This window comes from Tepidibacter sp. Z1-5 (assembly GCF_037844525.1).
Lineage (GTDB): Bacteria > Bacillota > Clostridia > Peptostreptococcales > Peptostreptococcaceae > Tepidibacter_A.
The window spans coordinates 60,855-78,300 of record NZ_JBBMMD010000046.1; the positions used below are offsets into that span (position 1 = coordinate 60,855).

At 28.4% G+C, this 17,446-nt stretch carries 17 protein-coding genes and 2 riboswitches; all 17 genes read right to left on the bottom strand.

Annotation, left to right across the window (positions count from 1 at the left end; genetic code table 11):
* Positions 1-9: 9 nt before the first annotated feature.
* The 17 genes from hisF to WJW32_RS11415 all read right to left on the bottom strand — a co-directional run bounded on the left by hisF (position 10) and on the right by WJW32_RS11415 (position 17,336).
* Positions 10-768, bottom strand: a complete 759-nt coding sequence (gene hisF / locus WJW32_RS11335; RefSeq protein ID WP_340258374.1) for an imidazole glycerol phosphate synthase subunit HisF — start codon at positions 766-768, stop codon at positions 10-12.
* Positions 750-1,469 (bottom strand): 1-(5-phosphoribosyl)-5-[(5-phosphoribosylamino)methylideneamino]imidazole-4-carboxamide isomerase, encoded by a 720-nt coding sequence (hisA, locus tag WJW32_RS11340; protein WP_340258376.1) that lies wholly within the window; start codon positions 1,467-1,469, stop codon positions 750-752. Before hisA ends, hisF begins: the two co-directional genes overlap by 19 nt.
* Positions 1,466-2,068, bottom strand: coding sequence for an imidazole glycerol phosphate synthase subunit HisH (gene hisH / locus WJW32_RS11345; protein WP_340258378.1), 603 nt, complete (start codon positions 2,066-2,068; stop codon positions 1,466-1,468). The genes hisA and hisH overlap by 4 nt, the downstream gene beginning before the upstream one ends.
* Positions 2,069-2,647 carry an imidazoleglycerol-phosphate dehydratase HisB gene (gene hisB / locus WJW32_RS11350; protein ID WP_340258380.1) on the bottom strand — a complete coding sequence of 193 codons (579 nt, stop codon included), beginning with the start codon at positions 2,645-2,647 and terminating at the stop codon, positions 2,069-2,071.
* Positions 2,634-3,686, bottom strand: coding sequence for a histidinol-phosphate transaminase (hisC, locus tag WJW32_RS11355; protein ID WP_340258382.1), 1,053 nt, complete (start codon positions 3,684-3,686; stop codon positions 2,634-2,636). The genes hisB and hisC overlap by 14 nt, the downstream gene beginning before the upstream one ends.
* Positions 3,687-3,697: 11 nt before the next feature.
* Positions 3,698-4,978, bottom strand: coding sequence for a histidinol dehydrogenase (gene hisD, locus WJW32_RS11360; RefSeq protein WP_340258383.1), 1,281 nt, complete (start codon positions 4,976-4,978; stop codon positions 3,698-3,700).
* 1 nt (position 4,979) lies between these two features.
* Positions 4,980-5,609, bottom strand: a complete 630-nt coding sequence (gene hisG, locus WJW32_RS11365) for an ATP phosphoribosyltransferase (RefSeq protein ID WP_340258385.1) — start codon at positions 5,607-5,609, stop codon at positions 4,980-4,982.
* Complete coding sequence (locus WJW32_RS11370; RefSeq protein ID WP_340258387.1) at positions 5,597-6,571, bottom strand: ATP phosphoribosyltransferase regulatory subunit; 975 nt, start codon at positions 6,569-6,571, stop codon at positions 5,597-5,599. The genes hisG and WJW32_RS11370 overlap by 13 nt, the downstream gene beginning before the upstream one ends.
* Before the next feature lie 528 nt (positions 6,572-7,099).
* Positions 7,100-7,807: a 2,3,4,5-tetrahydropyridine-2,6-dicarboxylate N-acetyltransferase gene (gene dapD / locus WJW32_RS11375; RefSeq protein ID WP_445330238.1), complete on the bottom strand. Its 708-nt coding sequence runs from the start codon at positions 7,805-7,807 to the stop codon at positions 7,100-7,102.
* Positions 7,808-7,837: 30 nt separating this feature from the next.
* Entirely contained in the window at positions 7,838-8,584 is a 747-nt protein-coding gene (dapB, locus tag WJW32_RS11380) for a 4-hydroxy-tetrahydrodipicolinate reductase (RefSeq protein WP_340258389.1), read from the bottom strand.
* On the bottom strand, positions 8,577-9,470 hold the full coding sequence (gene dapA / locus WJW32_RS11385) for a 4-hydroxy-tetrahydrodipicolinate synthase (protein WP_340258391.1): 894 nt from the start codon (positions 9,468-9,470) through the stop codon (positions 8,577-8,579). The genes dapB and dapA overlap by 8 nt, the downstream gene beginning before the upstream one ends.
* A 14-nt stretch (positions 9,471-9,484) precedes the next feature.
* Entirely contained in the window at positions 9,485-10,483 is a 999-nt protein-coding gene (locus WJW32_RS11390; RefSeq protein ID WP_340258393.1) for an aspartate-semialdehyde dehydrogenase, read from the bottom strand.
* Positions 10,484-10,525: 42 nt separating this feature from the next.
* Positions 10,526-11,731 carry an aspartate kinase gene (locus tag WJW32_RS11395; RefSeq protein WP_340258395.1) on the bottom strand — a complete coding sequence of 402 codons (1,206 nt, stop codon included), beginning with the start codon at positions 11,729-11,731 and terminating at the stop codon, positions 10,526-10,528.
* A 21-nt stretch (positions 11,732-11,752) separates the two neighbouring features.
* Complete coding sequence (gene lysA, locus WJW32_RS11400; protein WP_340258397.1) at positions 11,753-13,054, bottom strand: diaminopimelate decarboxylase; 1,302 nt, start codon at positions 13,052-13,054, stop codon at positions 11,753-11,755.
* 282 nt (positions 13,055-13,336) lie between these two features.
* Positions 13,337-13,501: riboswitch (Lysine riboswitch) on the bottom strand.
* Positions 13,502-13,637: 136 nt separating this feature from the next.
* Positions 13,638-13,803: riboswitch (Lysine riboswitch) on the bottom strand.
* Positions 13,804-13,897: 94 nt separating this feature from the next.
* Positions 13,898-14,575 (bottom strand): ABC transporter ATP-binding protein, encoded by a 678-nt coding sequence (locus WJW32_RS11405; protein WP_340258399.1) that lies wholly within the window; start codon positions 14,573-14,575, stop codon positions 13,898-13,900.
* Complete coding sequence (locus WJW32_RS11410) at positions 14,575-16,212, bottom strand: ABC transporter permease (RefSeq protein WP_340258401.1); 1,638 nt, start codon at positions 16,210-16,212, stop codon at positions 14,575-14,577. The genes WJW32_RS11405 and WJW32_RS11410 overlap by 1 nt, the downstream gene beginning before the upstream one ends.
* A 71-nt stretch (positions 16,213-16,283) precedes the next feature.
* Positions 16,284-17,336 carry a Fe(3+) ABC transporter substrate-binding protein gene (locus WJW32_RS11415; RefSeq protein WP_340258403.1) on the bottom strand — a complete coding sequence of 351 codons (1,053 nt, stop codon included), beginning with the start codon at positions 17,334-17,336 and terminating at the stop codon, positions 16,284-16,286.
* Positions 17,337-17,446 lie beyond the last annotated feature (110 nt).

Here is a 17,446-nt window from a genome sequence, read left to right on the forward strand (position 1 = left end):
ATCTCACCCCTAAATTCTAATTTCTATCCCTTTATTTTTTAAATATTTTTTAAGATCTTTTATTTTAATTTCTCCAAAATGAAATACAGAAGCTGCTAATATTCCATCAACATTTGCGTATTCTACAGCATCATAAAAGTCTTTCATATTACCTGCTCCTCCTGATGCAATTACAGGTACGTTTACTACACTAGTAATTCTTTTTAAAAGTTCAATATCATATCCATTTTTCATTCCATCTTCATCTATACTATTTACAACTATTTCTCCTGCTCCAAGTTCGACTCCTTTTACAGCCCACTTTATTGCATCTAAATCTGTTTTTTCCCTTCCGCCTTTTACGTATACACTCCAAGAGTCTTTATCATTTTTCTTAACATCCATAGATAAAACAACACATTGTGCACCAAACTTCAAAGATGCTTCTTTAATTAAATCTGGATTTTTAACAGCAGAAGAATTAATAGATACTTTATCCGCTCCTCTTCTTAAAATATCTGTAAAATTATCAATTGAAGATACTCCTCCACCTACACAAAATGGTATGTTTATATTCTTAGCAACCCTTGATACAAATTCTAAAGATGTTTTTCTTTCTTCATTTGATGCTGTTATATCATAAAATACAAGTTCATCAGCTCCACAATCGCTATAATATTTACCTAAAGCTTCTGGATTATCTACATCCACTATATTTTCAAATTTTTTACCTTTAACTACTCTTCCATTTCTTACATCTAAGCAGGGTATTATTCTTCTTGTGAGCATTTTAATGCCTCCTTAAGTTCTATTTTGTTATCATAAAGTGCTTTTCCTGTTATAGCTCCATATATATTCATATTCTTAAGCTTTTTTATATCATCAATTGAACTTATACCTCCAGAAGCTATTATATTTAAAGAAGTTTGTTCAGATAATAATTTATATATTTCAAAATTAGGACCTTCAAGCATCCCATCTTTAGATATATCTGTATATACTATTGTTTTAACACCTATTTCTTCAAGTTCTTTGCATAAATCTATAGAATCTACCTCACTTACTACTTCCCATCCTCTAAGAGCAACTTTACCATTTTTAGCATCTATAGAAACTACTATTTTTTCTTTATATTTAGAAACTAATTTTTTAAGAAGTTCTTTATTTTCAACTGCAATAGTTCCAACTATTACCCTCTCTACTCCCATATCAATTAAGTTTTTAACCTTTTCTTCACTTCTTACTCCTCCGCCTAATTGTATTGGTATTCCTATATTTTTTGCTATTTTTTCTATAGATTTTTTGTTAATGATTTCTTCACTTCTAGCTCCATCTAAATCGACTAGATGTAAAAATGAAGCACCCTCACTTTTCCATTTAACCGCCATATCAAATGGCTCATTAGAATATATATTAATTTTGTTAAAATCCCCTTGAGAAAGTCTTACACATTTATTATCCTTTATATCTATTGCTGGAAAAATTATCATTTTATCATCTCCCCATATGCTTTTAGTATATTTGCTCCCACTTCAGAGCTTTTTTCTGGATGAAATTGTATACCGTAAATATTATTTTTTCTAACTATAGAAGGGATAGTTTTTCCATATTCTGTATACGCCACAAGTTCTTCATTTGAAGAATTTGCATAATAAGAATGTACAAAATACACATAATCATCTTCATTTATATATTTTAATATTTCATCATTTTTATTAAACTTTATATTGTTCCAACCCATATGAGGAACTTTTAAATCTATATCTAGTTTTTCTATATTTCCTTTTATAAGACCTAGACCTTCATATTCTCCATTTTCATAACTTTTTTCATAAAGAAGCTGCATTCCTAAGCATATACCTATTAAAAACTTTCCTTTATCTACATGTTCTTTTATTACTGGTATTAATTCCATATCTTTAAGTGAATTTATAGCATCTCTAAATGCTCCAACTCCAGGCAGAATAATCGAGTCAGCATTATTTATTTCATCTTTATCGTTTGAAATTTTAGTTTCTACTCCTACCATTTCAAATGCTCTAGATACAGAATCTAAATTTCCAAGTCCATAATCAATTATTATATTCAACTACAAAACCCCCTTTGATGATGATACTTTATCAGAAAGTATTTGTACCCCTTCATTTAATGCTCTTGAAAATGCCTTAAACACCGCTTCTATCTTATGATGGTCATTTTCTCCATATAAAACACTAATATGAAGTGTTAATTTGGCTTCATTTATGAAAGCCCTAAAAAATTCTTTGAAATTCTGAGTATCCATACTTCCAAGCTTTTCTCTTTCAAAATTAACATCAAATACTAAATAAGGTCGATTGCTTATATCTAAAGCTATGCGACATAAGCTTTCATCCATTGGAATGTAAAGACTTGAATATCTTTTTATTCCTTTTTTATCTCCTAAAGCCTTAATAAAAGCTTCCCCTAATGCTATTCCTATATCCTCTACTGTATGGTGATCATCTACATATATATCTCCACTACACTTTACTTTCAAATCAAAACCGCCGTGAAAAGCCATCAGTGTAAGCATATGATCTAAAAATCCTATACCTGTATCAATATCACTTTTTCCACTTCCATCTAAATCTATTTCTACTAAAACTTCAGTTTCAAGAGTTTTTCTTTGTACTTTAGCTTTTCTCATTTTCTATTATCTCCTTTAATATTTTAATAAATGTTCTATTCTCACTTTTATTTCCTACACTAACTCTGTAATAGCCTTCAAGTTCATCAGAAAATTTTCTTATTAGTATTCCACGATCTATAAGCTTTTCATATAAATTATTTATATCTGATTTAAAAAGTATAAAGTTTGCATATGACTTATAAGCTTTTATTTTTATTTCATTTAATTCTTTATATAAAAATTCTCTTTCGTCTTTTACTTCTTCAATATACTCGAAAATCTTATCTTTATTTTCAAGAGCCTTTACTCCTATATATTGAGAAATAGAGTTTAAATTATAAGGTGATTTCACCTTATTTATAAGATTTATTATTTTTTGATTAGCTATCATATATCCAAGCCTTATACCTGCAAGTCCTAATGCCTTTGATAATGTTCTTAAAACTATTAAATTCTCATAATTTGAAATTTCATCAATCATTGAACCATCTGCAAATTCCATATAAGCTTCATCTACAACTACTAATCCATTTGTATTTTCCAAAAGCTTTTTGATATCGTTTTTATTTATTAAGTTTCCTGTTGGATTATTTGGATTGCATATAAATATAACTTTAGGATTTGTTTCTTTTGCTTTTTTTATTAACTTATCTATATCTACCCCAAAGTCTTCATTACTTTTAACTCCTACAAATTCTGCTGAATATATTTGACTATATACTGAATACATACTAAATGTAGGAATGTGGCTTAAAATAATTTCATTTTTGTCTACAAAAGTCTTTATGACAAGTTCTATCATTTCACTAGACCCATTTCCAGCTATAATATTTGAAGTATTAACATTTAAATATTTCTTTATTTCTTGTTTCAAAAGATATGAATCATTATCTGGATAAAAATTCAGATTAAAGTCTTCATTAAATTTGATTCCTTCTTTATATAAATCTTGTAGTAAAATATTTTTACCTTCATTGGCATCAAGCTTTATTTTAAACTGAATATTATTCGTCTTGTATTCCTTTAAATTTTTTATACTTTCTTTCACTAATTCCATATTAATACCCCCTATTCAAATCTGACTTTTATAGAATTGGCATGTGCCGTTAATCCCTCATCCTCTGCAATTCTTATAATAGAATCTTTTGATTTCATTAAAGCCTCTTTGCTGTAGTATATTAATGAAGTTTTCTTTAAGAAATCCTCAACTCCTAGAGGTGAAGCAAATTTAGAAGTTGAACTAGTAGGCAAAGTATGATTTGGCCCTGCAAAATAATCTCCTAATGGTTCTGGAGAGAATTCTCCAAGAAATATTGCCCCAGCATTTTTTACTTGTTTATATAAGTCAAAAGGATTTCTTGTAAGTATTTCTAAATGTTCTGGTGCTACTTCATTAGCTATTTTTATTGATTCATTCATAGAATTTGTTATTATTATTGATCCATAATTTTCAAGAGATTTTTTTATTATTTCTTTTCTTTCCAGCATTTCAACTTGTATTTTCAATTCTTCGTTTACTTTTTTCGCTATTTTTGGAGAATCTGTAACAAGTATTGATGCTGCCATTTCATCGTGCTCTGCTTGAGATATTAAATCAGCAGCTATATACTTTGGATTTGCATATTCATCTGCAATTATTAAAATTTCACTAGGACCTGCAATCATGTCTATTCCTACATATCCTGAAACTTTCTTTTTAGCCATGGCAACATATATATTTCCAGGTCCAACTATTTTAGATACCTTAGGCACACTTTCTGTTCCAAAAGTAAGTGCCCCTATTCCCTGTGCTCCTCCCACCTTATATATCTTATCTACTCCAGCTATAGAAGCTGCTACAAGAATAGAATCCTTTAGCTTTCCTTCTTTATTAGGAGGAGTTATCATAACTATTTCCTTAACTCCAGCTATTTTTGCAGGTACTGCATTCATTAAAACAGTAGATGGATATGCTGCACTTCCGCCAGGGACATATATACCAACGGTTTCTATAGGTCTTATAATTTGACCTAAAATTATATCTTCTCCATCATGTAATGTATAAGATGTTTTTAACTGCTTTTTGTGGTATTTTCCAATATTTTCCTTAGCCTTTAAAAGATCATTTTTTAAATTATCATCTATATTTTCAAATGCATTATCTATTTCTTCTTGAGATACTAAAAAATCATCTATTTCTACTTTGTCAAACTTTAACGTATATTCTTTTAAAGCTTCATCTTTTCTTTTTCTAACATTATATAAAATTTCATCCACTACTTTATTTACTTCTTCAAATTCAAATTGACTTCTATCTAAAAGCTTTTTCAAAAATCCACTATCTTTTATTGAATCTATTATTCTTATCATATTATCCCTCCATATTTTCATTTAATGATTTAATAATATTTTGAATTCTATCAAACTTAAATCTATAACTTACTCTATTAGATATTAATCTTGCACTTATATTAAACATATCTTCTATTACCTCAAGCCCATTCGCTTTTAAAGTATTTCCCGTTTCAACCAAATCAACAATAACATCAGAAAGTCCTACTAAAGGTGCTAATTCTACAGAACCATTGAGCTTTATTATCTCGATTTTTTGCTGTCTTTCTTTAAAATATTTCTTAGCTATTTCAGGATACTTTGTCGCAACCTTTAAAATATCATCTTTTTTATATATTTTTTCCCCTTTTATACCTGCTATTGAAAATTTACATTTACCAAATCCTAAATCAAAAATTTCATATACATTTGTATCACTTTCTAAAATAGTATCCTTACCTACTATTCCTAAATCCGCAACCCCTTTTTCTACATATGTAACCACATCAGATGGTTTAACATATATATAATTAATTTTATTTATATCATCTTTAAAAATAAGCTTCCTTGAATCTAAATCTATACAATCCCCTAATCCTATTTTTTTAAATACATCATCAGCTTGTTTTCCTATTCTTCCTTTCGAAAGAGCTATAGTTATATAATCCAATTTCCATCACCTTTCTTATTTATAACTTTAATTAATTCATCCATATCTATTGAAAATCCTATTGCTGAAACTTTTCCCCCAAATGCTTCTGTTAAAGAATCGTATCTTCCTCCACTTATAATTTCTCTATATGAATTTGGATAATAACCTTTAAATACTATACCTTCGTAATAATCTAACTCTGCAACCATAGATAAATCAAAATGTATATTTTTTAAATATCCATACTCTTTAATAAATCCATTCAAATTTTTAAGTTCATCTATAGATTTTTTCATTTCATCATTCATATAAAATTTTTCAGCTTTTTTTATAATTTCTTCTATATTTCCCTGGAAATCTAAAATATTAGATAATAAATCGCATATTTCTTTTTTTATATTTAAACTTCTTACATAATCTATTAGTTCAGTCTTATTTTTTTTGTAAATTAGACTCTTTACTTCTTTTTCAATACTTTCTTCTAAATTAGTCATTCTTAATATTTCATCAACATACTTGCTATTTCCAATTTCTAAAATAAAATTGTTTTTATATTTTTTTAAGACATTTAAAGCTAACCCAATTAAATCTCTATCTGCTTTTGTAGAGGATTCTCCTATATACTCTACCCCCATTTGTCTAAATTCTTTAATATTTGAATCAGTTTTATTTCTGAAAATTGTAGCATTGTAAAACAACTTAAGTCTCAAATCATTTTCCCATCTTGGAATTAAATTTTTTATTATATTCATTGTAATATCAGGTCTTAAAATCAAAACATTTGAGTTTCCATTCAAAACCTTAACCATAGATTCTTTTTTTATTCTTTTGTTAACAGAAATAAAAGAATCATAGTCTTCAAAAACTGAAGGCTCTATATTAATACATCCATCATTTATAAACATATCTTCTATTTCTCTTGTTATTTTATATCTCTTATTTGAGTAATCTATTTCATCTTTAATTTTCAAAAATTCCATTATAACCCCTACCTTTTTATAATTATTTAAAATATTAAAAAGCCATATAGGTATATACCTACATGGCTTTTTAATATTTTAAATAATTATATTAAACCATCATAGATACAAATCCTATATTTTTTGTAACATAATTAGGACTTGTATCTATGAGCTATTTTTAGCTCATTATTACAAATCCCACAACTCTATGATGATGTCTTAAATTTAAATTCGACTTTACTAAAACTAAATTTTTCATATTAAATGCCCCTTTCACAATTTTTACTTCATCACTTTAATTCGTTAAACCGCTAAATTGTTATTCATATTATAACACCTTAATAAATTTTATACAACTACTTTTTTACTTAATGTAAAAAAGTCTTTATTTCTAAAGATTTTTAATGTAAACTTTTTTGAAATTCGTCTAGTCGCTACCACATGACTCATGTCGCAAACGAGTTATAACGTGCTTTATTGTTTAGATATAAAAATAACCTTAGACTATTCAGTCTAAGGTTATTTCAAATAATATAAATTAACTTTTTATCCTCTTAAATCTTCCATTAATTTTGTTTTATCTTTTGTTTTATCATCTTTCATTTTAACTATTTTAGCAGGAGATCCTGCTACAACTGCACCCTCAGGCACATCACTAGTTACAACAGCACCTGCTGCAACAACAGCTTCTTTACCTATTTTTACTCCTTCAAGTATTACTGCATTAGCTCCAATTACTACATCATCTTCTATAATAACAGGAGTTGCAGAAGGAGGCTCAAGTACTCCCGCAACAACAGCTCCAGCTCCAAGATGAACATTTTTACCTATAGTTCCTCTTGCCCCTACAACTGCATTCATATCTATCATTGTGCCTTCTCCAATTTCTGCTCCTATATTTAGAACTGCTCCCATCATTATAACTGCATTTTTCCCAATAGAAACCATATCTCTTATAACAGCACCCGGCTCAATTCTAGCTTCTTCATATAAATAATTATACATCGGTATAGCTGAATTTCTTCTATCAGATTCCATATGGTAGTCTATTATATTTTCTTTATTTTCTTCTATTATATTTTTTACATCATCATGTTCTCCAATAAGTATATAAGAATTTTCATCTCCAAATATTTTTACATTTTCATAATTTTGATTATTTATTTTTCCTTTCAAATAAACTTTTACAGGTGTTTTCTTTGTAGAATTTTTTATAAATTTTGCTATTTCATATGGATCTGTCAGTTTCATCATTTGTTAAATACCTCCTAATTGTCTTATAATCTATAAACTTATTACATCCTTCATATTGTAATATCCATTTTCTTTATTTACAATAAATTTAGCAGCTTTTAATGAGCCTTGTGCAAATATTTCTTTTGATAAAGCTATATGATTAACTTCTACTATTTCATCTTTGCCAGCAAATATTACAGAGTGATCTCCTGCTATAGTTCCACCTCTTACGGCATGTATTCCTATTTCATTTTCTTTCCTTTTTGCATTTTTACCATGTCTTCCATAATTAAATTCATTATTTAAAACCTTTTGTATTTCATTAGCTATCATTAAAGCAGTCCCACTAGGAGCATCTACTTTCTTATTATGATGTTTTTCAATTATCTCTATATCGAAATTAGCTAAAGCCTTAGCTGAAATTTCTACCAGCTTTAATATTAGATTCACTCCAATTGACATATTGGAGCTGTGGAATATAGAAACTTCCTTAGATGTTTCTTCTATCATATTAAGCTCTTCATCACTATATCCAGTAGTAGCAATAACTAAAGGAGTTTTTGTATTTTTAGAATAAGATAATAAATCATTCAGGCTATCTGGGTTTGAAAAATCAATAACAACATCCGCTTTTTCTTTTACCTCTAATATATTCGAGTATATAGGGTAATTTATATTATCATTTTTATACTTAGATACTCCTGCAACTAATTCAAAATCTTCATCTTCCATTATTAAATCTGTCAAAACTTCTCCCATTTTTCCAAGAGAACCATTAACTATAACTTTAATCATTTAATCCTCCTAATTTGAATCCGTAGTTTGTTAATTCTTTCTTTAATACATCTAAATTACAATCATCCATAGCTACCAACGGAAGTCTAAGTTCTCCCATATCAAAACCTAATAAATTCATAGCTGTTTTAACAGGAATAGGGTTTACTTCTATAAATAAAGCATCTATTAAGCTTTTCATATCAAGTTGTAATTTTCTAGATCCTTCTATATCTCCATCAAAGTATTTAGCTACTAAATCATGAGTATCTTTAGGACATATATTAGCCACTACCGAAATCACACCAATTCCACCTAAAGATAATAAAGGTAGAATCATATCGTCATTTCCAGAATATATTCCAAAACCTTCAGGGCAAACCCTTGCAATTTCAGCAACTTGAGATATATCTCCGCTAGCTTCTTTAACTGCTATTATATTTTTAATTTTAGCAATTTCAGCAAGTGTTGAAGGCTTTATATTAACGCCTGTTCTTCCTGGTACATTATAAACTATAATAGGTATATTTACTGAATTTGCAATAGCTTCAAAGTGAGCTATAACACCCTTTTGAGTGGCTTTATTATAATAAGGAGTTATAACTAAAAGGCCATCAACTCCATACTCTTCAGCTTTTTTACTTAGATGTATTGAGTGAGCTGTATTATTCGATCCTGTTCCAGCTATTACTGGAATTCTTTTATTAGTTTTTTCAACTACAAATTTTATAGTTGCTAATTGCTCTTCCTCACTCATTGTAGATGCTTCTCCAGTAGTACCGCATACAATTAAAGCATCCGTCTTTTCTTTTATATGGTATTCAATAATTTCTTCTAACTTATTAAAGTCTATATTTCCATCTTTAAAAGGAGTAACTAAAGCAACACCCGAACCTTTAAATAACATTAAAATCACCCTTTCTACACTAAATTATATTTTACTAAAAGCTCCGCTATTTGAACTGTATTAGTTGCCGCACCTTTTCTTATATTGTCAGCAACTACCCACATATTAATTCCATTATCCACACTAAAATCTCTTCTAATTCTTCCTACAAATACTTCATTCTTTCCCTCAACATCTAACGCTAGAGGATATTTATTTTCTTTTGGATTGTCTACTAATACTACACCTTCAGTATTTTTTAAAGTATTAAATATTTCTTCAAGCTCAAATTCTTTTTCGAATTCTACATTAACAGATTCACTGTGACTATATAATACAGGAACTCTTACTGTTGTAGCAGTTATTTTAAGATCATAATCATTTAGTATTTTCTTAGTTTCATCTATCATTTTCATTTCTTCTTTTGTATATCCATTATCCATAAAAACGTCTATATGAGGTAGAGCATTATAAGCTATAGGATGTGGATATAGTTTGTTCTTATTTCCTTTTAAGCCTTCTTCAAGATCAGTAATTCCTTTAACTCCAGATCCAGAAACAGCTTGATATGTAGAGTAAACTATTCTTTTAATTTTAAATTTATCATGTAATGCCTTTAAAGGTACTACTGCTTGAATAGTTGAACAGTTAGGATTTGCTATTATTCCATTATGTTTTTTAACATCTTCTGGATTAACTTCAGGAACTACTAGTGGAATATCTTTATCCATTCTCCAAGCACTACTATTGTCTACTACAACAACCCCTTTTTCTTTAGCTATTGGAGCATATTTTTTACTAAGGTCTCCCCCAGCAGAAAATAGAGCAATATCTATATCTTTATCAAAAGAATTCTCATTTAATTCTTCAATTATGTAATCTTTACCTTTAAAATTAACAGTATTACCAGCTGATCTTTTTGATGCCATTAAATATAGATTTTCTATAGGAAAATCTCTTTCTTCTAAAACTTTTAAAAATGTTCTTCCTACCATTCCAGTAGCTCCAACTACAGCAACATTAACTTTTTTCATAACACTTCACCCCTATTGAAATATATTAGTAATAATTTTATTTTATAAATCAAATTCTTTTGCTATTATAGTTATTGCTTTGCCTTTATCTCTTGAACTTATAGTGTAAGATATGCTTATCTCAGAAGTTGTAACTTGCTTAAATTCAATATCATTATCTGCAAATATCTTGAATACCTTAGCTGCAACTCCTGATTGATTCATCATCCCAATTCCAACAACAGATATCTTAGTTACATTAGATTCCACATGTATTTCTATATCTTTCATTTCTTTTTTTAATTCATTTATTACACTATGAACAGTACCTATATCATCTCTAGCTGTGGTAAAAGAAACATTTATATATCCATCCTTAGGTGCTGTTTGACTTATCATATCTACATTAACATTACTTTGTGATAGTTTATCAAATATAGTTGCTATATTCTTAGAATTATATAAAACATTGTTAATAGTAATCATTAAAACATCATCAGTAGTCGTAAGACCTGTTATTACTTTTTGTTCCATATTTTCATCATACTCCTTTATATAAGTTCCTTTTATATTTCCTTTATTTAACGCCACATAAATAGGTATATCATATTTAAAACCCATTTCAACTGCTCTTGTCTCCATTACGCCAGCGCCTAAGCTTGACAACTCCATCATCTCCTCATAACTTATATAGTCTAATTTTTTAGCGTTAGGATAAGCTCTAGGATCAACACCATAAATTCCCTCTACATCAGTATATATTTCGCAAGTACAATTAAGTTTTGCAGCTAAAGCAACCGCTGTAGTATCTGATCCACCTCTTCCCAAAGTAGTTATATCCCCATCTTCATTCATACCTTGAAAACCTGCTACAACTACTATTTTCCCTTCTTTTAAATAATTTTTAATAATATCGATATTAATTTCTGCAACACGGTTTTTAGTATGAAGTCCTTCTGTTTTTATTCCTGCTTGAAAACCAGTTAAGGATATTGAATTATATCCCTGTTCCTTAAATATCATTGATAATAATGAAATAGACACCTGTTCTCCTGTAGCCATAAGCATATCTAACTCTCGTTTACATGGATTTTGTGAAATTTCTTTAGCCATTTCAACTAGTCTATCAGTACTTTTTCCCATAGCCGAAACTACAACTACTACATCATTTCCTTTGTCTCTTTGCTCTATCACTCTTTTTGCAATGTCTTTCATTTTATCTATACTTCCTACAGAAGTTCCACCGTATTTCTGAACTATTGTAGCCATATTAATTACCCCCTTTAATTTTTAAATTAATACATCATTTCTAATAAGATCTTCATAAGTTTCTCTTTTAACAGCAATTCTTGATTCTCCATCTTTAACAAATACGACCGCTGGCTTTAAAATTCTATTATAATTACTAGACATGCTGTAATTATATGCACCAGTGCTTAAAACAGCTAGCACATCGTTTCTTTCAACTTTTGGAAGTTCAATATTTTTTATTATAATATCTCCAGACTCACAGCACTTTCCTGCAACAGTATATGTTTCTTCATATTCGAAATTCATTTTATTAGCAACAACAGCTTCATATTTAGCATCATATAGCGCTGTTCTTGGATTATCAGTCATACCTCCATCAACAAACATATACTGCTTACCTCCATATGTTTGTTTAGTTCCCCCTATTTTATAAAGTGTAGTTCCTGCATTAGCAACTATAGATCTTCCTGGTTCTATCATTAACTTTGGAATACTCATATTCATATTCTCTATTCCATCTTTTATTAATCTAAGTAAATTATTAAGACATTTTTTTATATCCATTTGATCATCTTCATCAGAATAACGAACTCCAAATCCTCCACCTAGATTTAATTCCTTAGTAATAAAATTACACTTATTTTCTATTTCTTTCATAAATTCAATCATAACTAAAGCACTTGAATAAAATGAATTTTCTTCAAAAATTTGAGATCCTATATGGCAATGAAATCCCTTTAAGTTTAATCTATTGCTCGTTTGAAATTTATTTATTACAGAGTATATATCATCACTAAATATTGATTCACCAAACTTTGAATCATTTTTAGAAGTTTGAATATACTCATGAGTATGTGCATCTATACCTGGGTTTACTCTTAATAATACATCTATGTTTTTATCTAATTCTTCACATAAAATCTCTAATAATTCTAGTTCTTGTCTATTATCTACTATTATTCTACCTACACCTGATTTAATTGCAAAAACCAACTCATCTTCTGTTTTGTTGTTTCCATGCATATAAATTTTATTTGGAGGAAAATTCGATTTTAAAGCTGTATACAGTTCCCCTCCAGATACAACATCCAACGATAATCCTTCTTCTTTTATTATTTTACATATAGCTACATTTAAAAATGCTTTAGAAGCATATATTACTTCAGTATCAATTTCTTTGACTGAAAAGCTTTCATTAAATAATTTACAATTATTTCTAACCAATTCTTCATCTACTACATATAATGGGGTTCCAAATTCTTTTACTAAATTAACAGCATCACAATTACCAATTTCTAAATTACCTCTATTATTTATATTCATTGTTCCAAATAGTTCCATTATACAGTCACCTCTTTCATATATGTTTTCACTTTTCCTGATTTTTTATAATAAAAAAATTCGTCTAGTCGCTACGCGCTGACTCATGTCGCCAACGATCCCTAACGGGCTCCGTTGCTCAAAAATAGTTACAACTTTAGTTTGCTTATCAATGTTATCCACAAGTATAAAGTATTCGTTTCCTTGTATATAAAAAAGCAGTTATGAGCAAAAGGCACTCATAACTGCTTTATACAAAATCAAAATATATTTTATACAAAAACAACAATTCCTTTTGCCCCAATATGATAAGTCCTCCTTTAGAAAATTGGGCTATTTTCTAAAGACAGTACTATGCTTATTCAACATAGTCCCAATACATATTTCTATGTATTTCGGCGGTTAGACCTTTCTAGTATATAACCTTTATATACTGTACTCTTTTCAACCGCGGCCTCTATATCATATTGTTTATATTATTTTATTTTTCAATGTAATAATTCCTTGTATATAAAAAAGCAGTTATGAGCAAAAGGCACTCATAACTGCTTTATACAAAACTAAAATACTGTTTTATAATAAAACATCTATTCCTTTTGCCCCAATATGATAAGTCCTCCTTTAGAAAATTGGGCTATTCTCTAAAGACAGTACTATGCTTATTCAACATAGTCCCAATACATAAAATCTATGTATTTCGGCAGTTGCACCTTTCCAATGTATATCATTTATATACTGTACTCTTTACAACCGCGGCCTCTATATCACATTGTTTATATTATTTAATATTTTCTGATTAATTGCTTAAAAGAATTCTAACAGATATTATGCTAAGAGTCAACAATATTTTTTAAAATAAATTAACTATAGTACATCTTCTGGCCTTCCTATTTTAACAATCTCTCCTTCTTTTAAAAGTATTACTCTGTGAGCTATATTTATTGCATCTTCTTTATCATGTGTAACAAAGATACATGTTATTCCTGATTTATCTATTATTTTTTTTAACTCTTTTCTTATTTTACTCTTCAAATTTGCATCTAAATTACTAAATGGTTCATCCATTAAAAGAAGAGATGGTTGTGGTGCTAAAGCTCTAGCTAATGCTATTCTTTGCTGTTGCCCACCACTTAATTCATGAGGATACCTTTTTTCATAGCCTTCTAACTCTACTAAATTTAAGACTTCCTTTACTCTGATTTCTTTTTCCTTTGATTGCATATTTTTAAGACCAAACTTTATATTTTGACCAACTGTCATATGTGGAAATAGGGCATAATCTTGAAATACCATTCCAACACCTCTTTTTTCTGGTTGTAGAAAATAATTTTTATCAACTAGAACCCTATCATCTACTTTTATATGTCCATTACTTGGAATTTCAAGACCAGAAATCAATCTAAGAATTGTACTTTTTCCACTTCCACTTTGTCCTAAAATAGCAATTATTTGTCCTTTTTTTATACCTACACTAAAATTATCTATATTTTTTTCTCTTGAGTTCTTATAATTAAAATCTATATTTTTAATATCAATATACATTAGACACTCTCCTTATCCCCTATTTTATAAAATAAATAAATCGAAACAAAGCTGATTATAATTATTACAAGAGATGGTATAGATGATTCTGGAATCATTTCATCATTTGCATATTCAAAAACCTTTGTAGGTAATGTATTAAAATTAAAAGGTCTTAAAATCAAAGTAAGAGATAACTCTTTTAAAACATCTACAAAAACTAATAAAAAAGCACTAAGTACAGCTGGCTTTATCATTTTTAAGTCAACCTTAAAGAAAGTTTGAGTTACACTCATTCCCAACATTCTAGATGCTTCAAAAAACTTCTTACCTATCTTTTCAAAACCAGAATCTATAGAATTATATCCAACAGCTAAAAACCTTATAATATAAGCAAATATAAGCATAACAAGGCTAGTACTTAGTAACATTTTTTTCGAATCACTATCTATTATTTTGTATATCCAGTAAAAATTATTATCTATTTTTATAAAAAACATTATTACACTTATAGCTATTACAGCAGCTGGTATAGAATATCCGATTAATGTAGCCTTTGAGTATAATTTCGAAATAAAATTTTCATTTATTCTACAGTAATTAGCTATTACTACAGCCATTATAACAACAAGACTTGCAGAAATTGCAGCTACTGAGAATGAATTGAATATAAGATTTAAAAATTCAATATTCAATATCTTTTTATAAGTTAATACACTCCAATAGATTAACTGTATAGTAGGTATTAAAAAGCCAATACTAAATATAAAAAAACAATATCCAAATAATAAGTTTGATTTAAATCCGTCAAGCTTTATTCGAGATATAGGTCTTATCTTAGTAGTTGTATAGCTAAATTTCTTATTTCCTCTCAAAAACTTTTCTGATGCAAGTATGATTATAACTATTAACATCAATACACCCGATAATCTAATTGCAGAATCCGTATCTCCCATACCAAACCAAGTTTTGAATATAGCTGTACTGAATGTAGGTATTCCAAAGTATTGAACAACACCATAATCATTCAAAACTTCTAATATAACAAGACTTGCTCCGCCTATTATAGCTCCCCTAGAAATAGGCATTACTATCAACAGAAAAATATCTATTAAATTTCTTCCTAGTACTCTAGCATTTTCTATTAAAGCTGCTGATTGTTTTTCTAAAAAAGATCTCGTAATTATATATACATACGGAAATAACGATACTGTAAATATAAACACAGCTCCTTTTATAGACATAATATCAAAGTATTTCTGATTTATTTGCATATTAAAACTATTTCTCAAAAAGGTTTGAACAATACCTGTATAATTAAGTATTCCATTATAAGTATATGCTCCTATATAAGATGGTATTGAAAGAGGTAAAATAAGCCCCCATTTAAAAAACGATCTCATAGGAAATTCATATACAGATATAATCCATGCCAAACTTACACCTATAATAACTGTAAACAACCCCGTAAAAATAACTAAGGTCATCGAATTCAAAATATACCCTTTTAGCATATATTCTTTTATATGAAACCAATTTTCATTTGGTTTTTGAAAAATACTTATAAATATATTTATATTAGGCATTATAACCAAAGCTATGAATATAAAGCTTAATAACGACCATATGTTGAGATTTTGCTTTCTGTATTTAATCAAATTAGTACACTTCCTTTTCACATATTATTAAAACCCCATATTGTAAAAAACAATATGGGGTTTTATATTAATTACTTCCAACCAATTTCATTAAATATCTCTACTGATCTTTTATTGTTCTCTCCTAATTTATTCAAACTTATATCTTGTGCTTTAAACTCACCCCATGATTTTAATAATTCTGAAGGCTCTACATTAGGATTCACAGGATATTCGTAGTTTGCTTTAGCAAATACACTTTGAGCTTTTTCTTGTGATAAAAATTCTATAAATTCAACTGCATTTTCTTTATTATTAGCATCTTTAGTAACTCCAGCCCCACTTACATTTATATGAGTACCAGTAGTATCTTGATTTGGGAAGAACACACTAACTTGCTCTCCTACTTTTACTTCCTCTGGATCTGATGAATTCAGTAATTTACCTAAGTAATAAGTATTCATTATAGCTATATCACCTTCACCAGCTACAACTGCTTTAGCTTGATCTCTATCATTTCCCTTTGGCTCTCTAGACATATTATCAACTAAGCCCTTTGCCCATTCTTTAGCTTTATCTTCTCCATTTATTTCAATGAAAGATGCAAGTAAAGATTGATTATAAGTGTTTGATGATGATCTTACTAATATCTTTCCCTCCCATTTAGGATTAGTTAAATCTTCATAAGTAGATAATTCCGATGGGTTAACTCTATCTTTAGAATATACTATAACTCTTCCTCTTTTAGTTAATCCATACCACGCATTATCTTTATCTCTTAAATTTTCTGGGATATTATTATTTAAAACTTCACTTTCTATAGACTGTAATAAATCTTGTGATTTAGCTCTATGTAATCTTCCAGCATCTGCTACTATAAGTACATCCGCTTCTGTATCTTTGCCTTCTCTATCAAGTCTTTCAATTAATTCATCATCTTTTCCTTCAACTACATTTACCTTTATACCTGTCTCTTCTGTAAATAATTTATAAAGTTCTTTATCAGCATCATAATGTCTAGATGTATATACATTAACTACTTTTTCTTCATTACCCCCTGTACTCTCTTGTTTAGTAGTACAACCTACAAGTAATACTATTGAAAATGCAACAGTTAAAAAACTTAATAATAATTTCTTTTTCATGTCTTGTTTCCTCCTCAGTTTATGTTATTTAGAAAGATAATTATTTTTAATCGATATTAATTATCGTTTTCTTTTTCATAATGATAATAACTCATTATCATTACGATGTC